At 65.2% G+C, this 21,359-nt stretch carries 15 protein-coding genes and 1 pseudogene; 5 read left to right on the plus strand and 11 right to left on the minus strand.

The features are described from left to right. Positions 1–21: 21 nt before the first annotated feature. On the minus strand, positions 22–1,362 hold the full coding sequence (gene glmM, locus QA609_RS13990; RefSeq protein WP_278303261.1) for a phosphoglucosamine mutase: 1,341 nt from the start codon (positions 1,360–1,362) through the stop codon (positions 22–24). A 282-nt stretch (positions 1,363–1,644) separates the two neighbouring features. On the opposite strand from glmM, the gene QA609_RS13995 reads away from it, so the two are divergent. Further along, a complete protein-coding gene (locus QA609_RS13995) occupies positions 1,645–1,887 on the plus strand; it encodes a MarR family transcriptional regulator (RefSeq protein WP_278303232.1) in 243 nt (80 codons plus the stop codon). Between the two features lie 36 nt (positions 1,888–1,923). Here QA609_RS13995 and QA609_RS14000 read toward each other — a convergent pair whose 3' ends face one another. Next, complete coding sequence (locus tag QA609_RS14000; protein ID WP_278303233.1) at positions 1,924–2,934, minus strand: GNAT family N-acetyltransferase; 1,011 nt, start codon at positions 2,932–2,934, stop codon at positions 1,924–1,926. Continuing rightward, positions 2,931–4,556, minus strand: a complete 1,626-nt coding sequence (locus QA609_RS14005; RefSeq protein WP_278303234.1) for an alkaline phosphatase family protein — start codon at positions 4,554–4,556, stop codon at positions 2,931–2,933. The genes QA609_RS14000 and QA609_RS14005 overlap by 4 nt, the downstream gene beginning before the upstream one ends. 237 nt (positions 4,557–4,793) lie before the next feature. Here QA609_RS14005 and QA609_RS14010 point away from each other — a divergent pair, with 237 nt between their 5' ends. Next, positions 4,794–5,948, plus strand: a complete 1,155-nt coding sequence (locus QA609_RS14010) for a DegT/DnrJ/EryC1/StrS family aminotransferase (RefSeq protein ID WP_278303235.1) — start codon at positions 4,794–4,796, stop codon at positions 5,946–5,948. Here the strand turns inward: QA609_RS14010 and QA609_RS14015 are convergent. Together QA609_RS14015 and QA609_RS14020 are read right to left on the minus strand one after the other, a co-directional pair. Then, the gene (locus QA609_RS14015) at positions 5,888–7,492 is read right to left on the minus strand and encodes a DUF87 domain-containing protein (RefSeq protein ID WP_278303236.1); all 1,605 of its coding nucleotides are present in this window, start codon (positions 7,490–7,492) and stop codon (positions 5,888–5,890) included. The two genes, QA609_RS14010 and QA609_RS14015, sit on opposite strands and share 61 nt — an antisense overlap. Positions 7,493–8,145: 653 nt before the next feature. Next, complete coding sequence (locus QA609_RS14020) at positions 8,146–8,943, minus strand: helix-turn-helix domain-containing protein (protein WP_278303237.1); 798 nt, start codon at positions 8,941–8,943, stop codon at positions 8,146–8,148. A 387-nt stretch (positions 8,944–9,330) separates the two neighbouring features. Between QA609_RS14020 and QA609_RS14025 the strand changes: the two genes are divergently transcribed. Further along, entirely contained in the window at positions 9,331–10,137 is an 807-nt protein-coding gene (locus QA609_RS14025; RefSeq protein ID WP_278303238.1) for a helix-turn-helix domain-containing protein, read from the plus strand. 526 nt (positions 10,138–10,663) lie between these two features. Here QA609_RS14025 and QA609_RS14030 read toward each other — a convergent pair. Continuing rightward, positions 10,664–10,873, minus strand: a pseudogene (locus QA609_RS14030) (RNA-guided endonuclease TnpB family protein); the annotation flags it as partial. Between the two features lie 280 nt (positions 10,874–11,153). After that, positions 11,154–13,100 (minus strand): DEAD/DEAH box helicase, encoded by a 1,947-nt coding sequence (locus tag QA609_RS14035; RefSeq protein ID WP_278303239.1) that lies wholly within the window; start codon positions 13,098–13,100, stop codon positions 11,154–11,156. A 101-nt stretch (positions 13,101–13,201) separates the two neighbouring features. Between QA609_RS14035 and QA609_RS14040 the strand changes: the two genes are divergently transcribed. Next, entirely contained in the window at positions 13,202–13,378 is a 177-nt protein-coding gene (locus QA609_RS14040; protein ID WP_278303240.1) for a hypothetical protein, read from the plus strand. Here QA609_RS14040 and QA609_RS14045 read toward each other — a convergent pair. Beyond that, positions 13,371–14,330, minus strand: a complete 960-nt coding sequence (locus QA609_RS14045) for a transcription initiation factor IIB (protein WP_278303241.1) — start codon at positions 14,328–14,330, stop codon at positions 13,371–13,373. The two genes, QA609_RS14040 and QA609_RS14045, sit on opposite strands and share 8 nt — an antisense overlap. 732 nt (positions 14,331–15,062) lie before the next feature. Between QA609_RS14045 and QA609_RS14050 the strand changes: the two genes are divergently transcribed. Further along, positions 15,063–15,659 carry an ArsR family transcriptional regulator gene (locus QA609_RS14050; RefSeq protein WP_278303242.1) on the plus strand — a complete coding sequence of 199 codons (597 nt, stop codon included), beginning with the start codon at positions 15,063–15,065 and terminating at the stop codon, positions 15,657–15,659. 304 nt (positions 15,660–15,963) lie between these two features. On the opposite strand, the gene QA609_RS14055 is transcribed toward QA609_RS14050, so the two are convergent. From QA609_RS14055 to QA609_RS14065, 3 genes are all read right to left on the minus strand, one after another. Then, on the minus strand, positions 15,964–17,739 hold the full coding sequence (locus QA609_RS14055) for a hypothetical protein (RefSeq protein WP_278303243.1): 1,776 nt from the start codon (positions 17,737–17,739) through the stop codon (positions 15,964–15,966). A gap of 446 nt (positions 17,740–18,185) precedes the next feature. Continuing rightward, complete coding sequence (locus QA609_RS14060) at positions 18,186–19,124, minus strand: hypothetical protein (protein ID WP_278303244.1); 939 nt, start codon at positions 19,122–19,124, stop codon at positions 18,186–18,188. Between the two features lie 328 nt (positions 19,125–19,452). Next, positions 19,453–21,249, minus strand: a complete 1,797-nt coding sequence (locus tag QA609_RS14065) for a hypothetical protein (protein WP_278303245.1) — start codon at positions 21,247–21,249, stop codon at positions 19,453–19,455. Positions 21,250–21,359 lie beyond the last annotated feature (110 nt).

Genomic DNA, 21,359 nt, shown 5'->3' on the forward strand with positions numbered 1-21,359 from the left:
GTCCCCCGCTGACACCTCCTCCTAGCGCTCCTCGAGCACGTTCGCCGCCTCGGTCGCTCGTTCGACGATTCCAGTCGCGGTCGCGAAGATCGAGTCCGCGTCGGCTTCCGCGCGCGCTTCCGCGGTCACTCTGACGACTGGCTCGGTTCCGCTCGCCCGGATCAGGAACCAGCCGTCGTCGGTCCCGACCCGGACGCCGTCGAGCGTGTCGACATCGTCGTACTCCTCCCCGACGGTCGTCTCGACCGCCTCCATCACGGCCTCCTTCGCCTCGACCTCGATCGACGTCCGGCGGATCGGGTACTGGTCGATCTCGGCGGCGAGCTTCGAGAGCGGCCCCTCCCGCGAGACCAGTTCGGCGAGCTTGCAGGCCGCGAGCGGGGCGTCCGGACAGCGGGTCTCGGTCGGCCAGATCCAGGCGCCGCTGGGCTCGCCGCCGAAGACGACGTCGTCCTCGGTGGTTCGCTCGGCGACGTAGACGTCACCGACCTGCGTTCGGGTCAGGGAGGCCCCGACCGCCGCCAGCGCGTCGTCGACCGCCAGGCTCGTGTCGACGGGCGCTGCGACGCGGTCACCGTCGCCGGCCGCGTTCCGGGCGAAGAGGGCGAGCAGAGCGTCCTTCGGCACGAACTCGCCGGTCTCGTCGACGGCCATCATCCGATCACCGTCGCCGTCGTGGGCGATCCCGAGTTCGGCGTCGGTCTCGGCCATGACGGTCATCAGCGTGCCCAGCGTCTCTCGATTCGGCTCGCTGGGTCGTCCCGGGAACGAACCGTCGGGCTGGCCGTTCAGGGTCCGGACCCGACAGCCCAGGTTCGCGAGAACCGTCGCCGTGACGACGCCCGTTCCGTTGCCGATGTCGACGACCACCTCGAGGGGGTCGTCGAGAGCGACCGCAGCCTCGAGCCGACTCGCATGGTGCTCGCGGACGCCCTCGCGACGTTCCCGTCGCCCCTGGCCGTCCCAGTCGGCTAGCTCGTAGTCGTCTTCACGAACTCGGCGAGAGATCGACTCTCGTTTCTCGGGACCGAACGCCTTTCCTGAGGGCGTCCAGAGCTTGATTCCGTTGTCGGTCTTCGGGTTATGCGAGGCCGTGACGACGATCCCCGCGTCCGCCTCGAGGTGGTCGATCGCCCGGGCGACCGTCGGCGTCGCCTCGACGCCGACCTCGAGGACGTCGGCGCCACACTCCTGGAGTCCCGCAGCGATCGCGTCGACGAGCGTACGGCCGCTGTCGCGAACGTCGCGGCCGACGACGACGCGGTCGTACCCGTCGGAGGCGACCGCACGGCCGACCGAGAGCGCGAGTGCGGCCGTTACGTCCGTTCCGACGGTTCCACGGATACCACTGGTCCCGAACATACGAATCGTGACGGCGGCCCCGGCGTTAATATGTGTCGACTTCCGGATCCCGACCCGGCGCCGTCGGCTTCCGACGGCGGTGTTCGCGGTCGCGTCCCCGTCGAACGAGTCGGTAGCCACCCCCTATCGAATTGAACCGTCGGTATCGTATATACGTTCCCGCGGTGGCCGTCCGGACGGCATGATCACACCCGTTCGAGAGCGAAAGCGTCCCGTTCGTACCGCACCGACGACCGCGTTCGAATTCGAGCGAGCCGGCGAGTCCGGCCGCCGCGACCGCCGATGAGTACGACCGAGCGTGACGTCGAGGCGTCCGTCGTCTCGGAGCTCCCGCCGAGTTCGAAACTCGTCTACAAGGTCCTCGAGTACGAGGGCGCGATGACCCAGGAGGAGATCGCGCTCGAATCGCGGCTCTGTCCCCGGACGGTCAGATACGCGCTGGGAACGCTCACGGACCACGACGTCGTCGACAGTCGGGTCAGCCTCGACGACGCCAGACAGTCGAAGTACTGGATCGAGGAGTAGTTCGTTTCGCGTTCGAAACAATCGGTTTCGGACCGCCTACCGCAGTTTTCTGTAGCGATCGATCAGCAGATCGAGGCCGAACGAGCCCGCCGTGATCGTGTAGTTGGTCTCGAGCCGGGGGTTGAACTTCGCCTTGTAGCGGTTGATGCTCGGTACGCCGGCCCCGACGAGGTCGTAGCGCTCGAGACCCACATGGAGCCCGTCGCGCATGACGTGCCAGTCGAGCAGGTCGTTGATCGGGAGATCGAGTTCGGTGTCGGGCTTCACGCCGCCCTGCCAGCGGTATCGGGTCGTCTGGGACTCGACGACCAGAATGCCGCCGACGAACTCGCCGTCGACCCGGCAGACGTAAGGCCGGATCGCTCCCTCGGGAAGCTCGCGGTGGACCGCCCGTGCGAACTCGGGATTGAGCTGAAACGATCGGCCCTGGCTCTCGTAGCGGGCGGCGACCTGATCGACGATCCGCTCGACGTCGTCGTTATCCCCTTCCTCGACGACGTAGGCGTCGGGGTCGGCGTTGCGAACGTTGTTCCGGGCGTCGCTGCTGAACCGATCGAGCAGGTCGTCCTCGCTGCCCTCGAGGTCGACGACGTAGGTGTACCCCGGCTCGACGTCGTACTCGTTCCAGACGAACGGTCGAACGTCCTCGAACTCCGCGACGACGAACTTGGAGTACTGCGGGGAGAGTTCGCGATCGATCCACTCGAAACAGCCCTCGAGGAACCGCTGGATCCGTCTGTCGGCCTTGCGCTGTTTGAGCTTGTCGACGTTCAACACCGAGGGGCCGAGATAACACGACCACGCCTGAGGAGCCGGCGAGAACGCGCCCGTGATCGGGCCCTTGGTGTACTCGAAGACCGGAAAGATCCCGACGGCCTCCTGGCCCTTGAAGCCGGCGAGCAGGTGCGGCGTCGAGTCGGTGTCCTCGGCCTGCAGACGGACTGCCTCGGCCCGGCTGAACGGGTTCGTCCCGTCGGAGCGCTCGACGTACCGGTTCCACTCGTCGGCGTCGGCCTCCGGATCGAGGGCGGTGATCTCGACGCTCATAGGTATCCGAGATCCGAGAGCCTGTCCTCGACCGCGCCGTCGTCGGTAACGGCGATCGTCGCCGGCTCGTAGGCGGGGTAGTCGGTGACGGCACTCTCGTCGACGATCGGCAGCGCGGTGCCGTCCATGTCGGCGTCGATCGGCACGTCGAACAGCGAACAGATCGTCGGCGCGACGTCGAAGATCGTCGCCCCCTCGAGGTCGGCCGACTCGTCGAACGCCGAGCCGGTTGCGGCCACGATTCCCGTTCGCTTGTGGTTCCACGACTCGCGGGGTCGGGCGAACTCGGCCCCGTCGAGGTCGGCGACGATCGCGTTGTCGAACCCTCTGGGAACCGTGACGATGTCCGGCCCGTTATCCAGGTACGGACCGCTGAAGTACCGCTCCCGCGGTTCGACGGCCTCGAACATCGGCTCTCCGTCGGGAGTTCGCATCGTCGACAGCCGTTCGACGAGCGCCGAGCGGATCGACTCGTACTCCGAGGAGGGAACCGTACCGTTCGGCTCGCGTCCCTCGAGGTTGATCCGGATCCCGAGCTCGCTCTTCGAGCGGACGTAGGCCCGCGACTCGGGGAAGTCGACCTGAGTGCTCGCCGCCCGAAGCAGGTCGTTGGGGACCCGCCTGCCGACTGGCTCCTTCAGACCGACCAGATCGAGCGCGTCGGCGACCCGCTGAGTCGTGATCCCGACCGTCGCGGCGACGTTCATCGCCCGCTCGAGCGGGCCGGCCTCGTGATCGTCGGCGTCGTTCCCGGCGAGCAGGTCGTTCTCCCACGCCCGCGACCAGTCGGGCATCCCCTCGCCGCCCTTTCGCGCGGCGAGCAGGCCCTCGTTTCTGAGGAACTCGTTGACGCGGAACTCGTGGCCCGTCACCCGTCCCATCCCGTGGTCGCTGACGATCAGGACGTTCTCCGGGTCGTGGCGCTCGATGGTCGCCTCGATCTGATGGTCGACCTCGCGGTAGACGGCCTCGACCGCGCGTTTTTCGCCGTCGCGTTCGTGGAAGACCGAGTCGGTCTGCTGGAACTGCAGAAAGCCGAAGTCGGGTTCGAAGCGCCGACAGAGGTAGCGAAACGCCTTCCCCCGCAGCTCGGTCACTCGCTCGTAGGCCTCGATCGACTCGGCGGGTTCGGCCCCGTTCTGTGGGTAGATCCGGTACTCCCCGCAGGCCTTCTCGACGTCCTCGAGGATTCCCTCGGGGTGACAGTCCGGCTCCTCGGGCGCGGTCATCCCCGGGATCAGGGCCCCGTCGAACTCCCGCGCGGGGTGGGTTACGGGGAGGTTGACCACGACGCTCGAGAGCCCGTGCTCGCTCAGCAGCTCCCAGACGGGCCGTTCTCGGACGTGCGTCGAGTTGACGACGGTCCAGTCGTAGCCGTCGAACGAGAGGAAGTCGAACACGCCGTGCTTGCCTGGGTTCTTCCCGGTGTACAGCGACGGCCAGGCACTTGCCGTCCACGGCGGGATCTGGGACTCGAGGGGGCCGCTGGTCCCCGCCTCGAACAGCCGCCGTAACGTCGGCGTCTCCCCCGCCTCGAACAGCGGCTCGAGGATCGGCCGACAGCCGGCGTCGAGCCCGATGACGAGTAGTCGAAGACCGTCTCCGTCGTTCGAACCATCCATAGGCGACTGCTGTGCCCGTCCGGGCTTTGTTATGCAACCACTGGGAGGACTGTAGGCGGTCGCTGTAGCTCGCCGTCGGCAAGCGGTCAAACGCCGTAGTGCGGCTGTAGGACGCGCCTGCTGCCCGAAGCGGTGGCGTATGGCCGACACGACTATACGAGTCGATCGGGTACGCCGTCCGGTATGCTCGAGCAATCGACACCGCCGGCCGACGGGGTCGCTCGAGGGAGCTGATCCGTGGACTCGACGTTACTGCTCTCGCGGGCGCTCGGACGGCCGGACCCGAACGGAGTGCTGTCAACGCTCGAGCAACACGAGCCGGGTCTGACGGCGTACGGGTCGGGAAAGGCGGCCCTCCGCGACGGACTCGCGCCGATCGCCGCCGACGGCGGCAACGTCCTCCTACCGGCGTACCTTCCCGACGGCGTCGCCGAACCGCTGTTCGAACTCGGTCTCGAGCCGCGGTACTACCGGATTCGGCCGGATCTCGGGCCCGACCTGTCCGACGTCGACCGCCGACTCGACGCCGAGACGGTCGCGGGCCTGTCGGTGGAGTACTTCGGCTTTCCGCAGCCGCGGTTCGACGAGTTCGGCGCCCTGCTCGCCGAGTACGGCTGTCAGCACGTCGACGACAACGCCCACGCCTCGCTCAGCCTCCACGAGAACACCCTGCTCGGAACGCGTGGCGACCTCGGCATCACGAGCCTCTGGAAACTCCTCCCGATCCCCGACGGGGCGGTGCTGTACTGCAACAGCGACGCGGCCCGAGCGGGGTTCGAGCCGTCGTCGATCGCCGGAGTCCGCGACCGGATCGACGGCAGCGACTGCCGCTTCGTCGCGAAAGCGCTCGCTGCCGACGTGCTCGAATCGAACGCGCGGCTCCGTCGCTCGGCCGAGGGCCTGCTCGCGAGCCGGGGCGGTAGACCTCCCGTCGCGAGCCCGGGCGATCGGTACGAGGCCGGAAAGCGACCGATGTCGAGGCTTTCCGCGCGAGTCCTCGAGCGCGTCGACGCCCGCGCGATCAGGGCCACTCGGCGGGAGAACTACCGGGCCTGGCTCCGGCTGCTCTCCGATCGCGACGACCTCGAGATCGTCCGCCCCGCCCTTCCGGAGGGGATCTGCCCGCAGGCGGTTCCCGTCCGAACGTCCGAGCCGGATCGGTTGCTCGCCGTCCTCGAGACGGCGGGGATCGCGACGGCCCACACCTGGCCGCGCCTGGCCGAGGCGGTTCGAACGGATCCGACATACGCGACGGCGACGAAACTGGCCGCGGAAACGGTCGCGATCCCGGTCCGCGATCGACCCGATCGCGACGCGTTCGACGCCCTCGCTCAGTCGGCCCGCGTCGGCGACTCGCCCGCCGTCGATCGGAGCCCGTCCTCGAGCCCGTAGGCCCCGTCGGCGGTCCGCTCGAGCACCGATCGCGTTCGCAGCTCCGAGACGAGACTCTGGACCGCGATCGTCGAGCGTTCGACTCGCGTCGCCAGCCGCTCGGTCTCGAGCGGTCCCTCCCGGACGAGCGTCTCGAGTATCTCCTCGCCGGCCTCGAGCGAGCACAGCGACCGGTCGCAGGCCCGCTCGAGGCGGTCGGCGACCCGTTCCTCGTCGAACAGCGCCTCGACGTCGACGTCGTCGGGGTCACGGCTCGCTCCGCTCTCCCCGCTCGCTTCGTCGCCGAACTCGGTGTAGCTGATCTCGCGGCCCGTCTCCGGGTTCTCGAGCTCCGTGACGCGCTCGCGCAGCTGTTCTACCTCCTCGCGCAGTCGATCCCGTTCGTCGGTCCGATCGGCGAGTTTCTCTCCGAGGCGTTCGATTCGCTCCTCGCGGTCTTCGAGTTCGGCCTCGAGTTCGACGACCTCTTCGTGGAGTCGGCGTCGCTCCTCGTCGTTTCCGGGCAGCTGAGACTGAGTCGTCTCGACGCCAGCGACGGCGTCGGCCAACTGCTGGGCCGCCGTCGAGATATCGCGGGCGGACTCGAGCTCGCTCTCGAGGGTCGCGATCCGCTGCTCGCGCTTCTCGAGTTCGGCCTCGAGCTCGTTGACCCGGTCGGCCTCCCGCCGTTCGCGCTCGGAGATCTCCTGGAGGTCGCCGACGAGGGTGTCGGAGACCGACTTCAGGTCGGGTCGCTCGAACTCCTCGAGACCGGGGGTCGCGCCGGCGTCGAACGTGCGCTTGCGCCGGAACTGGACCTTCCGGACGTCGGTCTCGGTCCAGTCGGTCTGGACGAACGCCTGGCCGTCGTCGAGATCCGAGACGCGCTCTTTGTACTCGGTGTCGATGATCCGCCCGACGACCTTCGTGTCGTTGTCCCAGGTCAGTCGGTGCCAGACCAGCCAGTTGGCCTGCGTGATGAAGTCCTTCTTGACGTCCGCGGGGCGCTGGCTGATCCCCAGGATTCCCAGCCCGTGTTTGCGCCCGCGCTTGCCGATCTTGATCAGCAGGTTGCCCGTCTCGCCGACGCCCCCGCCCTCGGGGATGTACTCGTGGACCTCCTCGACCACGAGCAGGAACGGCTTCTTCAGCTTCTTCTCCTTGACGAACAGCTGACGGGCGACCTCCCGCAACAGCTCGTCGGCCGCGTCCTCCTCGAGGTAGCCCGAGACGTCCAGGATGATCGGGACGTTCTCCTCTAAGGCCAGCGTCGCCATCTGCTCGGCGTGTTCGGGACCGATCTGGACGTCACACTCCTCGTCGGCGCCGGCGTGGAGCATCTCGTACTCCTCTTTTAGCCCGTAGTACTCGCCGTCGGTGTCGACGATCAGCAGGGGGAAGCCCGCCTCGAGCAGTTCCTCGGCGATCACCGAGGCGGTGTTGGACTTCCCCGACCCGCTCTTGCCGGTCGCGAACCCGCGACCCGTCAGCAGCTCGATCACCGGCAGCGTCAGCTCCGTGCCGTCGGCGGTCTCGCCGACGAGGACCTCCCGCTGGTCGCTCACCGACCGACCACCCGCGGACGCGACTCGTTCATGGTCACTGTGTTCGAATCCGAGACCTTGAATACTTTCTTCACGTCGGTGGAGCGACGCGACGGGAATCAGTAGTCGATAATACGGTTTCGTTACCCTGATCTAACGTGTAGGTTCGAATTGGTGAACTGTTACAGAGAGCGTGTGAACGCACCGGTGCAAATCTCATCACTCATTTAATCAAAAATAGAATGGGTGTGAAAATGTCGCTCTTTGAGGCCACTCCCAGTTGTCGGTTGAAGCATGGCAGAAAAGCATCTCGACGCCTGTCTCCGAATCGTCTCGGATAGACTCCGTCGAAGAGTCATCTACCGATACGGGAAGAGTCCAACGGCAGGACAACGATCGAAGACTTCAGTGATCAACTGCATAGCAGTGACGCAGCGTCCACCGTTACCCGCCTGGACCGAGACCGACTTGCCATCCAACTAGCCCACAAGCACTTGCCGAAGCTGACCGACCACGGCGTCGTCGAAGTCGATCCCGAAGCGGATAGCGTTCGGTACCAGCCTGACGAGCAGAGCGAGGCGGTACGAGACTCGCTCCCGGTGCGAGTAGTGCAGACGAATTCCTGAATAGCGGTTCCCCTTCCTCCCCGACCAGCCGGTATGCTGTCGTTTCCGTTAGTTCGAATCAATGGTATCGAGTCGCCACGTGAAAATCGCCTTCAGGACCACGACGAGACTGTTCGCGTCACCCTCGCCCCAGATAGCGGTTTCCGAGCGTGGATCGGAGACGCTCGCGCTGTTACCGTTCACGAGCGCGCTCACGAGCGTTTTGCGCCCGTCGACCATCATGAGCCGACCTGCTGACGTGTCCGACCAGACCCACAGCGACTCGAACATCGTCGCACCCGGGATCTCCTCTTGAATCTGCTCCTGGACATCCGACGAGACTCCCGCGAGTTTGATCGAAACACCCCGGTCGGCGGCCTCGCTCAACGCGTCGATCACGTCCTCGGTGAGGAGATCCTCGGTAGTCATGTAGACGATCTCCTCCTCGGCGGTGGTGAAGAACTCCAGAGCTCGATCCGTGACCGCCGCCTGTCCATTAACCGTCCACACTCCCCGTTGCTCGGTTCGCTGTTCGGCCGGCTCGAGTTCGCTCAGTGCCGTCCGGAGAGTATCCGCTCGATGCTGAAAGTCCCGTTCGAACCGTCGACAAGCGGTTTCGGCGGAGATCACCCAGAACTCCTTGGGAGAGGATTGCTGGACGTCGACGAGTCCCCACTCGCGTAACTCGTCGACGGCATCGTACACGCGAGTGCGTGGTACCTCCGACACCTGGCTCACGTCTCTGGCCGTCCCCGTACCGAGGCTGGCGAGCGCGACGAACGTCCGCGCGGCGTAGGTACTCAGCCCGAACCGTTCGAGTTGCTCGGTCGCGGCGGTCTCCGGCTCTTTGGATGGATTACTACTCATCGAGATACCAGCTCTGGATCAGTACGAACCCGGCCACGCAAGGTGGCCGGACCGGCACGCAGCAGTAAGGTGGTTGGGACACAGCACTGGACTGCGTACCGGTCTAGAAGTCAGCCGTCGTGCCGTATATCCTTTTTGTGATTAATCGGGTGACTTCTCGATTTTATATTGTCTTCGATTGCCCTCTCTTGAATCGTCTTATCCGACTGTAGTCACTGAGATAGTTACAACAAAACGAACGGGCTGTGAGATGCCGCGAATTCGCTCGGTTAGCGACCGATTCACGGTCTATTGGTATGAGCCGTCATAACAGGAGTGACAATGCCTATCCGTTCTGGAACCCAACAGTCGGGTGAGTTTCCGGGGCTTCCCGGAAGGTTGGGACACATGGATACAAATGAAAGCGTGGAGGAAGCGATCGGGCTCCTTCAACAACTCGGGTTGAAAGAATACGAGGCGCGGTGCTTCGTCGGTCTCTCCCGTCTACGTTCGGGGACGGCAAAGACACTCAGCGAGATGACCGAGGTTCCCCGAACACGGGTGTACGATGCGGTCCGAGTGCTGGAATCCCAGGGGCTTGTCGAAGTCCAACACTCGAGCCCACAGGAGTTTCGAGCCGTCTCCCTCGAGGAGGCGACCGAAACGCTTCGTGACCAGTACGAAGCGCGCGTCGAGCGACTCGAGAACGCGCTCGACACGATCGACATCGTCGACGAGGGCGATGACACCCCTATCCAGCAAGTCTGGTCACTGTCCGGCCAGAACGGGATCGAAAACCGAACGGATCAACTCATCGAGGAAGCGACCGACGAGGTCGTGCTCGTCATCGGCGACGAGTCGCTCCTGACAGATGATCTCGCCGACTCCCTCAACGAGGTGGTCAGTAACGGCGTCACGCTGATCATTGGTGCGCTGACGGAGCCGTTAGAAGACCAGATTCAAACGAAGGTTCCGGACGCCACAACGTTCATCACGGGCCTGGAGTGGCTACACAGCGAAAACGCAACCGAAGACGAGACGGCCATTGGTCGGTTATTGCTGATCGATCGATCGACGATCCTAGTGAGTTCGATCACGTCTGGCTCGAAGGAGGAACAGGCGATATTTGGCGAAGGGTTCGGGAACGGACTTGTCGTGATCGCTCGTCGACTCATGGCCCAAGGACTGGTGCCCGCTCACGACCCTGGACAGTAATCCCACAGAACCACTGTTGGTTCAGCTGTCACTGCAATTCGGTCCGGTCTCGCTCTCGATCGTCAGTAACCCGTGGGCAGTCATCGAGAAGCTGAATGGTGAGATATTCGCCGTTGTCGACGGTGACGCGACAGCGATTATAGATAAACGAGAGACGACCACCGATTCGCGGTTCGCCGTTAGACCGCGAGTCGAAGAGTGCGTCTAACGCGTCCGGATTGATGACATGGGTTAGTGGCGGCATCGACCTAGGTTGACGACCGTTTACAGCGCTCACTGCGCGGACGATAGCGGTGGTCACCGACTCGTCCACTCCCACCTCATATTCCATACCGCCAGTTAGGGCTCTCGGATAAAAAACCCGTAGGGTTTTAACCCAGATAATCAAAACATGCTGGTACCGATCCCAATCGAGAACAGCGTATTTTGGAGGTCCCGGTTTGCTGCGTCAATCGTTGTAGCCAGCACGACGTTTATGACATCCTCCGCGCCCTGAAGGGCGCGGTTTCCTCCGTGGGAGTCTCGGCTATGCCGATTCCCCGGAGGCACCCTTCCCGTTGTGGTGGACGGTACTCGGGTTTGTGCGCTGTTCGTTGGGACTTTCGTGAGAGCATGGTGGCTCCGACCAGTTGTGGTCGTCCCACTTGAACCGCACGGGCCGTGCCATCGGCCTGGCTGACTGTTCTGTGTGCCGCTTCAGGAACGTTTCTGACGCTGTAAGGTCGCGATGCCCATCAGAACGCGAAGCGTTCTGAGGACGCCGTGAACGGCGGGACTCTCTCGCTGCTAAAAGGTAGCCGGCCAGCACGCGGACCGCATCGGTCCGAGCCTCGACGGGGGATCGACGGATCGACCAGCACGTCCGCCTCGAGTTCGCGGACCCGGTCGAGGACGACCTCGTGAGGGCGGCCCTCGAGAACGGCGTCGTGATCCTCGGAGTCGAGTCCGTCGACCAGGTCGAGGACAGGACCGTCGAGCAGGCCGTCATCGAGGCCGAATCCGGATGAGTCCTCGAGCTACTCCTCGTCTGCTGTCTCGGCCGAGTCGACGTTCTGCTCGCGAACCGTGATCCCCTTCCGACCCAGGTGCTGGAGCTGTCGGCGAGCGAAGTCCTCCTCGCGGGTCCCTCGAGTAGCGAGCACGTAGACGAGCGCCCCGCCCGCGGGTCGCATCGTCCGCCCGGCCCGCTGGGTGCCCTGGCGGCGCGACCCCCCGAGCCCGGAGGCGACGATCGCCATGTCCGCCGTCGGGAGGTCGATCCCCTCGTCGCCGACCCGGGAGATCACCAGCAGATCCCGCTCGTTCCGGCGGAACTCCTCGAGCAGTCGACGCCGTTCGTGGTGAGGCGTCTCCCCGCTGAGGAACGGGACGTCGAGCGCGTCGGCGATCTCCCGGCCCTGCTCGAGGTAGTCGACGAAGACCAGCGACTTCGCGCCGGGATGCGAGGAGAGCAGGTACCGTACCTCGTCGATCTTCCCCCGGTTGCGGGCGGCGATGCGGTACTTCTCGCGGCCCTCCGCCGAGCCGTAGGCGTTCCCCTGCTCCTCGTCGCCCCACGGTACGTAGCGGATCTCGAGTTCGGGTTCGGCGACGAAGCCCGCCTCGAACAGCGCCTCCCAGTCGGTGCCGATCGGCGGCCCCACGAGGGTGAAGATCTCTTTTTGTCGATCGTCTTCCCGGATCGGGCTCGCCGACAGCCCGAGGCGGTGGCGGGACTGAAGGTGCGTGCTGCGCCGGTAGATGTCCGAGGGGACGTGCTGGCACTCGTCGAACACGACGAGCCCCCACTCGCGGTCGTCGAACAGCGAGCGGTGGCGATCCATCCCCGCGATCTGATAGGTGGCGATCGTCACCGGGCGCACGTTCTTCTGGCCGCCGTGGTACTGCCCGATCTGGTGGGGCTCGAGCGAGGTGTACTCCTCGATCGTCTCGGCCCACTGACGCGCCAGGTCGCGGCTCGGCACGAGGACGAGGGTCTCGCCGCCGACGTGAGCCATCGCGCCCATCGCCGCGACGGTCTTCCCGCTGCCCGGCGGCCCGACGAACACGCCCTCGCCGGCCTCGGCGAAGCGGTCGACCCACTCGTGTTGGTACTCGCGCAGCGAGACCTCGAGGTCGATCTCGAGTTCCTCGCCGGACTCGAGCTCGCGGTGGTCCTGAACCGGGTAGCCCGCCTCGTAGAGGATCCGTTTGATCGCGGCCTCGGCTCCCTCGCGGACCCAGTCCTCGGTCTCGGAGATGGGGGCGTGGACGTGTTCCTCGTCGAGTTTCTGGCGGGCGACGTTGCCCATGATCTCCGGCGTCTGGGCCTCGAGCACGGTGTAGCCCTCCTCGTGGGTCGCCAGCCGGAACTGGTGGGCCCGATCCCACTGGCTCTCGACCCACTCCTCGAGGGCCTCGTTGCGCTGGCCGAGCGCCTGACGCATCGTTCGAGCCAGCTCCTCGAAGGAGTCGTGGGGCGTGCTCCAGACGTCCTCCGGTCGGACGACGTAGCGGTACCCCTGTTCGCCGTTGCCGTCGGCGAGGTGGGCGAACTGCGAGAGCTGCGCCCGCGTGAACTGGTCGGGCCGATCGACGACGATCTCGCGGCGCTTCGGAAACACGACGACGCGCTCGCGATCGGTGAGGTCCTCGAGCTCGCTGGGGTACCAGACGACGGGATCCGTCGACACCGAGAGGCGCTCGAGGTCGCCTCGGTCGGCGAGGGTCTCGAGTCGTTCGCTCGCCTCCTCGTGGGGAATCTCGAGGGCGCGGGCGACGGCGGCCGCGGTGAGCACGGGCGAGCCCTCGCGCTGGGAGGCGTCGTGGAACTCGGCGATCGTCGGCTCCTCGTCTTCGGGGGGCGTCGGTTCCCCGTCGACCGCTCGCTCGAGGGCGTCCTCGTCCTCGCCCCCGTCGGTCGGCTCGTCCGTCACCTCGCGCTCGGTACCGTCGTCGGCGTCGGTCGAGGAGTGGTCGGTCACTGACGGCCCGTAGCGGGAGTACGGGTAAACCGGTTACGTTCGGGACTCCGAGAGTGCTGTCCCCCACACTATATGCGGATCGACACCGTAACACACGCCGCATGTTCCGCGCGATTCTCCCCGAGGGACAGATCGTCTGCGAACGGTACGACCGAATCGACAGCGGTCTCGAGCTGTACAACGGCGACGACGAGTTCGTCGCGTTCGTCCCCTACGCCAACCTGCACGCGCTGCTCGACGACGACGTCTACAGCGAGAACGAGCGGTCGATCATGTAGCCGGCTGCTGGTCGATCGCCTCAAGCTGCTCGCGGTACCTGTTTCTGACCGTGACGACGGTCGTCTGTGCGGTGTCGGCGACCGCGCGCTGGGGGATCGTTTCCTCGCAGAGCAGCCCCGCGGCGTAGATCGCCGCGGCCGCAAACCCCGTCGGCGACTTCCCCGAGTGCAGTCCCTGCGTGGTCGTCTCGTCGATGATCTCGATCGCCTTCGATTCGACGTGGGTGTCCACGTCGAGCTCCGAACAGAAGCGAGGGACGAACTGACGGGGGTTCGTCGGCTCGAGGTTGATGTCGAGCTCGTCGGCGATGTACCGGTAGGTACGGCCGATCTCGCGCTGATCGACCCGGGAGACGGCGGTGACCTCCTCCAGGCTGCGCGGAATATCCTCCTTGCGACACGCCGTGTACAGCGCGCTGGTCGCCACGCCCTCGATCGACCGCCCCCGGATGAGATCCTGCTCGAGAGCCTGCCGGTAGATGACGCTCGCCGTCTCCTTGACCGGCTTTGGCACTCCGAGGGCGCTGACCATCCGATCGATCTCCGAGAGCGCGTACTTGAGGTTCCGCTCGCCGGCGTTTTTCGTCCGGATACGCTCCTGCCAGACTCGAAGGCGGTGGAGCTGGCCGTGTTTGTCCGCCGACATCGAGTGGCCGTTCGCGTCGCGGTTGCGCCAGTCGATCGTCGTCGTCAGCCCGCGATCGTGCATCGACTGGGTCAGGGGCGCGCCGACCCTGGAGAGTTCGTCGTGCTCCTGGGCGTTGAACGCCCGCCACTCCGGCCCGTAGTCGATCGGGTCCTCGGTCAGGACGAGCCCACACTCCGCACAGACCCGCTCGCCGCGGTCCGGATCGTGAACAATCGTCTCGGTCTCACAGTCGGGACACAGGGCCACCTCCCGACTTCGTGACTCCGATTCGGCTCTGGCGTGATCGACGATGGACCGCGTCATCAGTATCGAGAACCCATTCCGACACTGTAAGGGGGTCACATGGTTTCGGGAGAAACCGAGACTTACTGATTCGTGTCCGATAACGCCGTCGAGTGAACGAGCGATGACCGACGCCGTCGTCCCGTTTCCACCCGACTGAGGAAACGGAACTCGAGTCGAGAGTGGCGTCCGACGCCACCCGTTCGGTGGTGGTCCCCTCGGCGGAGCCGTCTCCGAGACGTGAGCGAGAACGCCGAAGATGCGTCGATTCTATCGTTTCAGCGAGGACATAAGGTAAATCTCACGTTCATCGTGTAACCCCCGTTTGCGGGTTCGAACCGTCGACTGAGTTTATAGCCTTGCAGTCGAAAGCCTCGATCCAGTGTCGTGTTACCGACCCGTCCGTCCTCGTCGCCGGCTCGCTCACCGCAGCCGTACGTGGTCACTACGCGTCGCCAATCGGTCGATACCGCGATCGGTCGATCGGCGGAATCGGCTCTCGAGCGGTCGGTCTCGCCTCCCCTCGTTGTTACGAACCGGAAGCCGGTCCGTAGCGCCTTTGCAGGCGGTGCGAAACGTGGTTGTGCTTAAGAGAATCACTGTTGGCGTACAACCTGGTGTGTCAATCGTGATCGCAACGTCGCTTTCGAAGCTGCAGCGGTCGCTGTCGGCCGAACAGTCCGACCGCTACAAATACCGGTTCCGAACGAAGTCCGCGGGAGCCGAACGTACAGGTGGGGGAGGCGTTCCATAATGTCGTCGATCGACAGCTCGCTTCCCGACGAAATCGCATCGGTTACCGATACCGACGACGACGGTCGACTCTCGAAAGACGTCATCTTCGAGCTCCTGAAAAACCGGCGCCGAAGGGAGGTCCTGGCGTATCTTCTCGAGGCCGACGAGACCGTTACCCTCGGCGAACTCGCCGAGCAGATCGCCGCCTGGGAGAACGATACGGACGTCAACGCGTTGAGCTCCGACCAGCGAAAGCGGGTGTACGTCGCGCTGTATCAGACGCATCTGCCGAAGATGGACGACGCCGGAATCGTCGAGTACGACCAGGATCGGGGGCTCATCACGCTGGCGGACAACGCCGATCTGCTCATGATGTATCTCGACACCGATACCCACCAGCAAGACCGGTGGGACCGGTGGTACGCCCTACTGAGCCTCGTCGGAATCGTCGTCGTCGCCGCGGCGACGATCGGGCTCCCGCCGCTCGCCGCCGTTCCGACGATAGCCCTGGCCGGGGCGGTCGTCGGCGCGTTCTCCCTGTTGACGGTCGTCCACGCCGTCACGAACCGGCAGGCCGAACGGACCGTCAACGGCAAACTCTCTCGAATCGAGTGAGCCTGCGGTCTCCGGTCGGCGACCGTCGCCCGAAACCCGCAGCGGCCACCGATGGCTCGGCCGCCGAGCTGAAAGCGGCCTCGAGCGTCGGCGAACGCTCGAGAAGGACTTTTATTTATCTAGCTCGTAGTGACGCTTGGCTCCCAGAACCGCCATCCAGTACCGGAACAGTTCGCGTGCCAGCTGCTGTTCCTGGCGTGGGAGCCGTCTTCTAACCGAGCAACGATTCGACGAGTGGCGACGCCGCGCGGACGTCGCGAACCGCCGCCGTCGCTACCGGCCGGAACGGGCCGCAGTCAGCCGCTCACTGATCGCGAGCGTTGTACTGCACGTCGACGGCCGCGTCGCCGGCGAGCTGGAACGCCGTGATCTCGCCCTCGAACCAGTAGGCGTCCTGCCAGTCGGAGACGGTGCCCCGAACGGTCGCCCCCTCGATGACGTCCTCGTCGTCGATCGAGGCGTCCCGGTACTCCGATTTGACGACCGTGCCGTCGACCGTAAAGGAGTACACGCTCGGCGCGTCGGTCTCGGTGCCGTCGATCACCAGCGCGTGGGGGAGCAACTCGCTGTCGCCGTACTCGTCGGGGTCGATCTCCTCGCCGTCGACGGAGACTCGAGCCTCGCCCTCGGAGAACGTGACGTCGGCGAGCGTCCCCGAGAACCGGAACGTTCGGCTCCCGTCGGTCACGGAGTCCTGCACGGTCGAGCCGGAGCTCTGGATCTCCTCGTCGTCGGCCTCGATCGTCCCGTCGACCGTGATCTCGTAGCTCGCGGGCTCGCCGGTGCCCTCGAGCTCGAGGACGTGGGGCAGTTCGGGGCCGTACTCGTCGGGATCGATCTCCTCGCCGTCGAGGATCACGGTGGCGGGTCCGTCGACGGTGATGCTCTCTACGTCGCCGTCGAACCGGAAGGCGTCGATCCAGTCGGCGACGCTGCCGTGGACCGTCCCGTCCTCGATCTCGAGGCCGTCGTCGATCGTCGCGCCCTCGTCGGTCGAGGGGACGACCTCGCCGTCGACGACGAACTCGTAGCGGGTCGCGTCCGACGCGTCGCCCTCGAAGCGGATTCGGTTCGGAAGTTCGGGTTCGTCCTCGTCTTCCTCCTCGTCGTCAGTTGAGGGTCTTGATCCCTGGCTGGCGCCGGCCGCGGCCTCCTCCGCGCTCGTCGGAACGCCGTCGGGAACCGAGAGGTCCGGATCGTTGGTGACCTCGCCGGTCTGGACCTGACCCTGTGTATCGCCGCTGTAGGAGCCCGATCGGAAGTCGATCGTCCCACCCTCGTGGGTGAGCAACGCCGCGGCGTACGGGCCGGCGGCGAACTGCGAGTCTTCGATCGTGACCGGTCCCGGCGACCACGCCCAGACGGGTCGGCCGTGCTGTTCGGTGTAGCCACCCCAGCCCCCGTTTGCCGTGGAGTAGTCGGTGTCGTCGTTGTACGCGACGCAGTCGACGATCTCGTCCGCGGCGCTCGCACACCGGAACGTCGCCACACCGTTGTTCTTGCCGTAACAGGACTCGAAGCGGACGCTGCCGCCGTTGGCCGTGTTCGAACAGTAGAAGCCGTTGTTCGGCCAGCCCTGAACGTTACAGTGTCGGAACGTGACGTCGGCGTTGCTGTCGCGGTGCAGGAAGATCGCGCCGGGTCCGTGGACGAAGCTCTCGCCGCTCTTGTTCGCTCCGTCGCCGAGGTAGAGGTTCTCGACGAGGACGTCACCGGAAGGAACGTTGATCGTCATCGCAAAGTCACCACCCTGGTAGAGTCCCGAGAAGCCGACGTTCCGGATCGTCGCGTCGGCGCCGGTGACGTTCAGCAGGATCCCGTTTCCGTTCGAGACGTCGATCAGCGTGTTCTCGAAGGTCTCTCCCTCGCCGATCTGGATCGTCTGTCCGCTGGCCTCGATGACGTCGTAGTCATCGTCGGCGCTCGCGACGCCCGCGAAGGCCGCCGCGGCGGTCGTCGTCCCGGCCAGCTTCAGGTAGGACCGTCGATCCAGTAATCCGGGATTACCGTTCGTTTCCGACGGCTCGTCGCCGTCACCGCCAAATCGCTCCGCATCCAGTACCGAAGGTTCGCGTGCCATTGCAATCGAGTAATTCCGTACTACCCGTATAAAGTTTCTCCTCTAGTTCGCATAAAATTAACAGACACTAAATCGGCGGTGGCGATTAGTTACGTAGATTTTCTATTTTATGCCACGGAATATTATATACACAAACACTCGACGGCTCTCGAGTAATCGCTGATTACCGGGCTCTGACGTTCGATCGGATCACCGATCGTCCGAAATAAGGAACAGTTATTCCGGCCGGCACCCCGGATCGCGCTCGAGTCGCGGACGAAAGACGGATCGACAGGAGAAAAACGGCGGGTGGAGGGCCCGGCGAAGGGCCGTGTCAGCGGCGGACTGCGTCGGCGAAGAACCGCATCGGCGGAGGGCTGCATCAGCGGAGGACCGCAGCGGAGGGCTGCGTCAGCGGGGCAGTTCGCGGTGGCGCGGTGGAGGGCAGCGCCAGCGGGGATCGATCGTTACTCGCTCGCGGCTTCCTCGGCGCTCGTCGGGACGCCCTCGGGCACGAAGGCCTCGGGGTCGGTGCCGACGTCGTCGTCGAACCGGACGCTCGAGCCGTCGTGTTCGGCGACGCCGGCAGCGTCGTCGTAGTCGGTGTCGCTGACGACGACTTCCGTCCCGTTCCCGTTCGCGCCCGCGTCGATCGCCGTGTTCGCGCCGTTCATCTCGAGCTGGCAGCCCTCGACCTCGACGGTGCCGGGCGCCCACGCCCAGATGCCACGCCCCTCGAACCCCTCCTCGTCGACGAGGACGCTCGAGTTCGTCACCCGGCTGCCCTCGGTCGCGAGGCGGTAGTGGGAGACGTAACAGTTCGCGGCGAAACAGCCGTCGATGTGAACGGTGCCGCCGCCGGCGTTACCGGGCGCGGAGGCGTAGATCGCGTTGTCCGCGAACCCCTGGATGTTGAGGTTCCGGAAGTCGATGTGACCGGAGTGGTCGGGGTTGACCCAGAAGCCGGTCTGTCCGTGGCCGGTGCCGGACGCGTTCTGCGAGTCGGAGCCGTCGCCGAGGTAGACGTTCTCGACGGTGCTCGTCGCCCCGCCGGTGTCGGCGACGCCGAACGTCGCGGAGCCGGCGCCGGAGGTGTTCTCGCCGTGGAAGCCGACGTTTCGGATCGTCCAGTCGCTCCCCTCGGCGATGACGGTGATGTCACCTCCGGTGGTCATGTCGATCAGCTTGTTCTCCCAGGTCTCGCCGTCGCTGATCGTGACGGTCTGGCCTTCGGCTTCGATAACCTCGTACTGCTCGTCGGCGGCGGCGGCGCCCGTTGCACCAACCGAGACCGCTGCCGTTGCAACCGCTGCGAGAGACTGCACGTAGCTCCGACGGGTTAAGGACGTGTTACCGCCTGTATTCGTCGCGTTACTCGCATCGGTTGTACGGGGTTGCTGCGCCATACAGTTTCGTAACCCGGCCTTACGGGACATAAACCTTTTCTTGTCATCTTGGGTTAAATTTACAGATTATATTGTACACGTTACCTATTCAGACAGAATGTAGAGCGGTTCCGTTACGAACATACGAAAGTCGGTCGAGGGTATCGGTCTCGCAGCGACGACAGTGAAGGCGTGGTTTCGGGGACGGCGTCGACCTCATCGCTCGAGTAACCACGACCTTCGTCGGCGAAATCCGTATTTGTCTATGATCGTTCGTGAACAAGACGCTATTACCAGCTCGAAGCCGGCAGTCCGACGGGACGACGACCGTGACTCACTCGCGGTCGACCTACTCGTCGTCCTCACCCGCGACCGCGTACATCCGGAAGTCGTCGTTGGAGATCACCCGGTCAGCTGACGGATCGTACTCGAGCCCGCGATAGGCCGTCTCCTCGTATCGAAGCCCCTGGTAGACGTCAAACTCGCGGGTCTCGTCGAACGAGGAGACGACGAGGTAGTGATCCGCATCGTTGTACGCGCCGCTGTAGTTCCCGTCGTTGAACGCCTCGGCGTCGAGTTCGCCGCTGGCCGCGGTGCCCGCGGTCAGCGACTCCTCACCCTCGAGTCCGTTGATGCCGTGATCGAGCCGGTACGGGTCGTAACCGATCCCCGCGTACGGCGTGTCGTCGGCGCCGCGGTCCATCCCGACCTCGTAGCCGTTGAACGTCGCTTCGGGGACGTGCTGGCCGGGACTGTAGATGATCGGCGAGGCGTAGACGGTCATCAGTCCGAGCACGAGACAGCCACCGAGCACCACCGCCGCGACGGCGTTCGCACCGGGCCTCGAGACGAATCGGGAGAGCCCGCCTACCCCGTGTGCGATGGCAACCCCGGCGAGGATCGTCAGCAGGACGTAGATAAAGCCCATCTGCCGGAACGCCATGTTGGGCGTCCCGAGGAAGTAGAGGAGGAACATTCCGCCGAGCGGGACAAGCGCGGCGGTGAAGTACGTGACGAGCGACCGTCCCTCCGCGTCCAGTCTCGTCCGGCCGATCACGGCAAGCAGCAGGAACAGCCCGACGACGAGTCCGATCAGGGCGGCGTCGAGAAACATCGTGACGAACAGCTCCGCGAGGCTGCCGCCGATCTCGGTGAGCGACCCGCCCTGCTGGTCGATCTCCTCGCCTCCGCCGACGTCGGCCGCGAAGATGCCCGTGACGAACCCCTCGACGGCGTCGCGGAACCGCTGGTTGGTCACCGCCCAGAGGCCGAAGATCGTCCCGAGGACGACCGTCTGGGTGTGCAGCGTCGGCTGCTCGAGCATCGGGTGATCGGTGTAGCGCCTGCGAGCGAGGTACTGGACGCCGCTTACGGCCGCGACGAAGACGACGACGTTGACCATCTGCTGGGGGTGGACCAGCAGGAGGGCGATCGCCGAGAGGTACACCAGGATGCTAAACGGAGAGACGCCGAGCGGAAGCCGCTCGATCGTCGCGCGCCGACGGAGGAACGCGACGACCGCGAAGACGACGACGGGAACGAGAAACAGCGCGTTCGAGTTGGTGTGGACACCCATATGGGTCGCGACGTTGTTGATCGGCAACACCATCCAGGAGACGATCCCCGCGACACCGACCGCGAGCGCGTTTCCGCTCAGATCCCGCACGGCGAGGGGGACGAAGATCAGGAACGGAACGAACACCACCACCAGCGCGAACAGCAGTCCGCGCTCGATCGGGATCCCGCCGAGGAAGTAGAAGATCGCGCCCAGCGAGTGGACGGCCGGGTAGAACAGCTCGTGGGCCGCCATCTCCCCCTCGACGATGTCCCTGGTCCAGCCCAGATGCGAGAGGGCGTCGCCCATCCCGTAGAAGTAGTAGCCTCGGATCACCGGTAGGCTCACTATCGACGTCACCGTCGCGGCGCCGAGCCCGATCCCGATCGCCTGCTGGCGGCCGTAACAGGCCAGGCTCGCGCTGACAGCGATCGCGAGCGCCAGCGCGAACGCGATCCAGACCGCCGTCGGCGTCCCGGTGTAGACCGACGACTCGTAGGTGGTCGCGGGTGCGTCGCGGGCGAGCGCGATCCCTGCGGCGAGCGCGAGAAAGCCGACGGCGAAGAGCCAGTCGAGCGCCGATCGGTTCATAGGCTGGCGGTCCGACGTCTCCTCGATCGTGTCTCGATACACATGTCCTGCCGCGAGCGACGTCGACGGCGGGGTTTGTTATAGGGAACCTACAGATATTCCGGCTCCGA

It is taken from the genome of Natronococcus sp. A-GB7 (assembly GCF_029688865.1).
In the GTDB taxonomy this organism is placed as follows: Archaea; Halobacteriota; Halobacteria; order Halobacteriales; family Natrialbaceae; genus Natronococcus.

Excerpts from the sequence above, each read along its gene's own strand:
- QA609_RS14000 (WP_278303233.1), bottom strand. The coding sequence starts at position 2,934 with ATGAGCGTCGAGATCACCGCCCTCGATCCGGAGGCCGACGCCGACGAG.
- QA609_RS14055 (WP_278303243.1), bottom strand. The coding sequence starts at position 17,739 with ATGGCACGCGAACCTTCGGTACTGGATGCGGAGCGATTTGGCGGTGAC.
- QA609_RS14065 (WP_278303245.1), bottom strand. The coding sequence starts at position 21,249 with ATGAACCGATCGGCGCTCGACTGGCTCTTCGCCGTCGGCTTTCTCGCG.
- QA609_RS14005 (WP_278303234.1), bottom strand. The coding sequence starts at position 4,556 with ATGGATGGTTCGAACGACGGAGACGGTCTTCGACTACTCGTCATCGGG.
- QA609_RS14020 (WP_278303237.1), bottom strand. The coding sequence starts at position 8,943 with ATGAGTAGTAATCCATCCAAAGAGCCGGAGACCGCCGCGACCGAGCAA.
- QA609_RS14050 (WP_278303242.1), top strand. The coding sequence starts at position 15,063 with ATGTCGTCGATCGACAGCTCGCTTCCCGACGAAATCGCATCGGTTACC.
- QA609_RS13995 (WP_278303232.1), top strand. The coding sequence starts at position 1,645 with ATGAGTACGACCGAGCGTGACGTCGAGGCGTCCGTCGTCTCGGAGCTC.
- QA609_RS14025 (WP_278303238.1), top strand. The coding sequence starts at position 9,331 with ATGGATACAAATGAAAGCGTGGAGGAAGCGATCGGGCTCCTTCAACAA.
- QA609_RS14045 (WP_278303241.1), bottom strand. The coding sequence starts at position 14,330 with ATGACGCGGTCCATCGTCGATCACGCCAGAGCCGAATCGGAGTCACGA.
- QA609_RS14060 (WP_278303244.1), bottom strand. The coding sequence starts at position 19,124 with ATGGCGCAGCAACCCCGTACAACCGATGCGAGTAACGCGACGAATACA.
- QA609_RS14040 (WP_278303240.1), top strand. The coding sequence starts at position 13,202 with ATGTTCCGCGCGATTCTCCCCGAGGGACAGATCGTCTGCGAACGGTAC.
- glmM (WP_278303261.1), bottom strand. The coding sequence starts at position 1,362 with ATGTTCGGGACCAGTGGTATCCGTGGAACCGTCGGAACGGACGTAACG.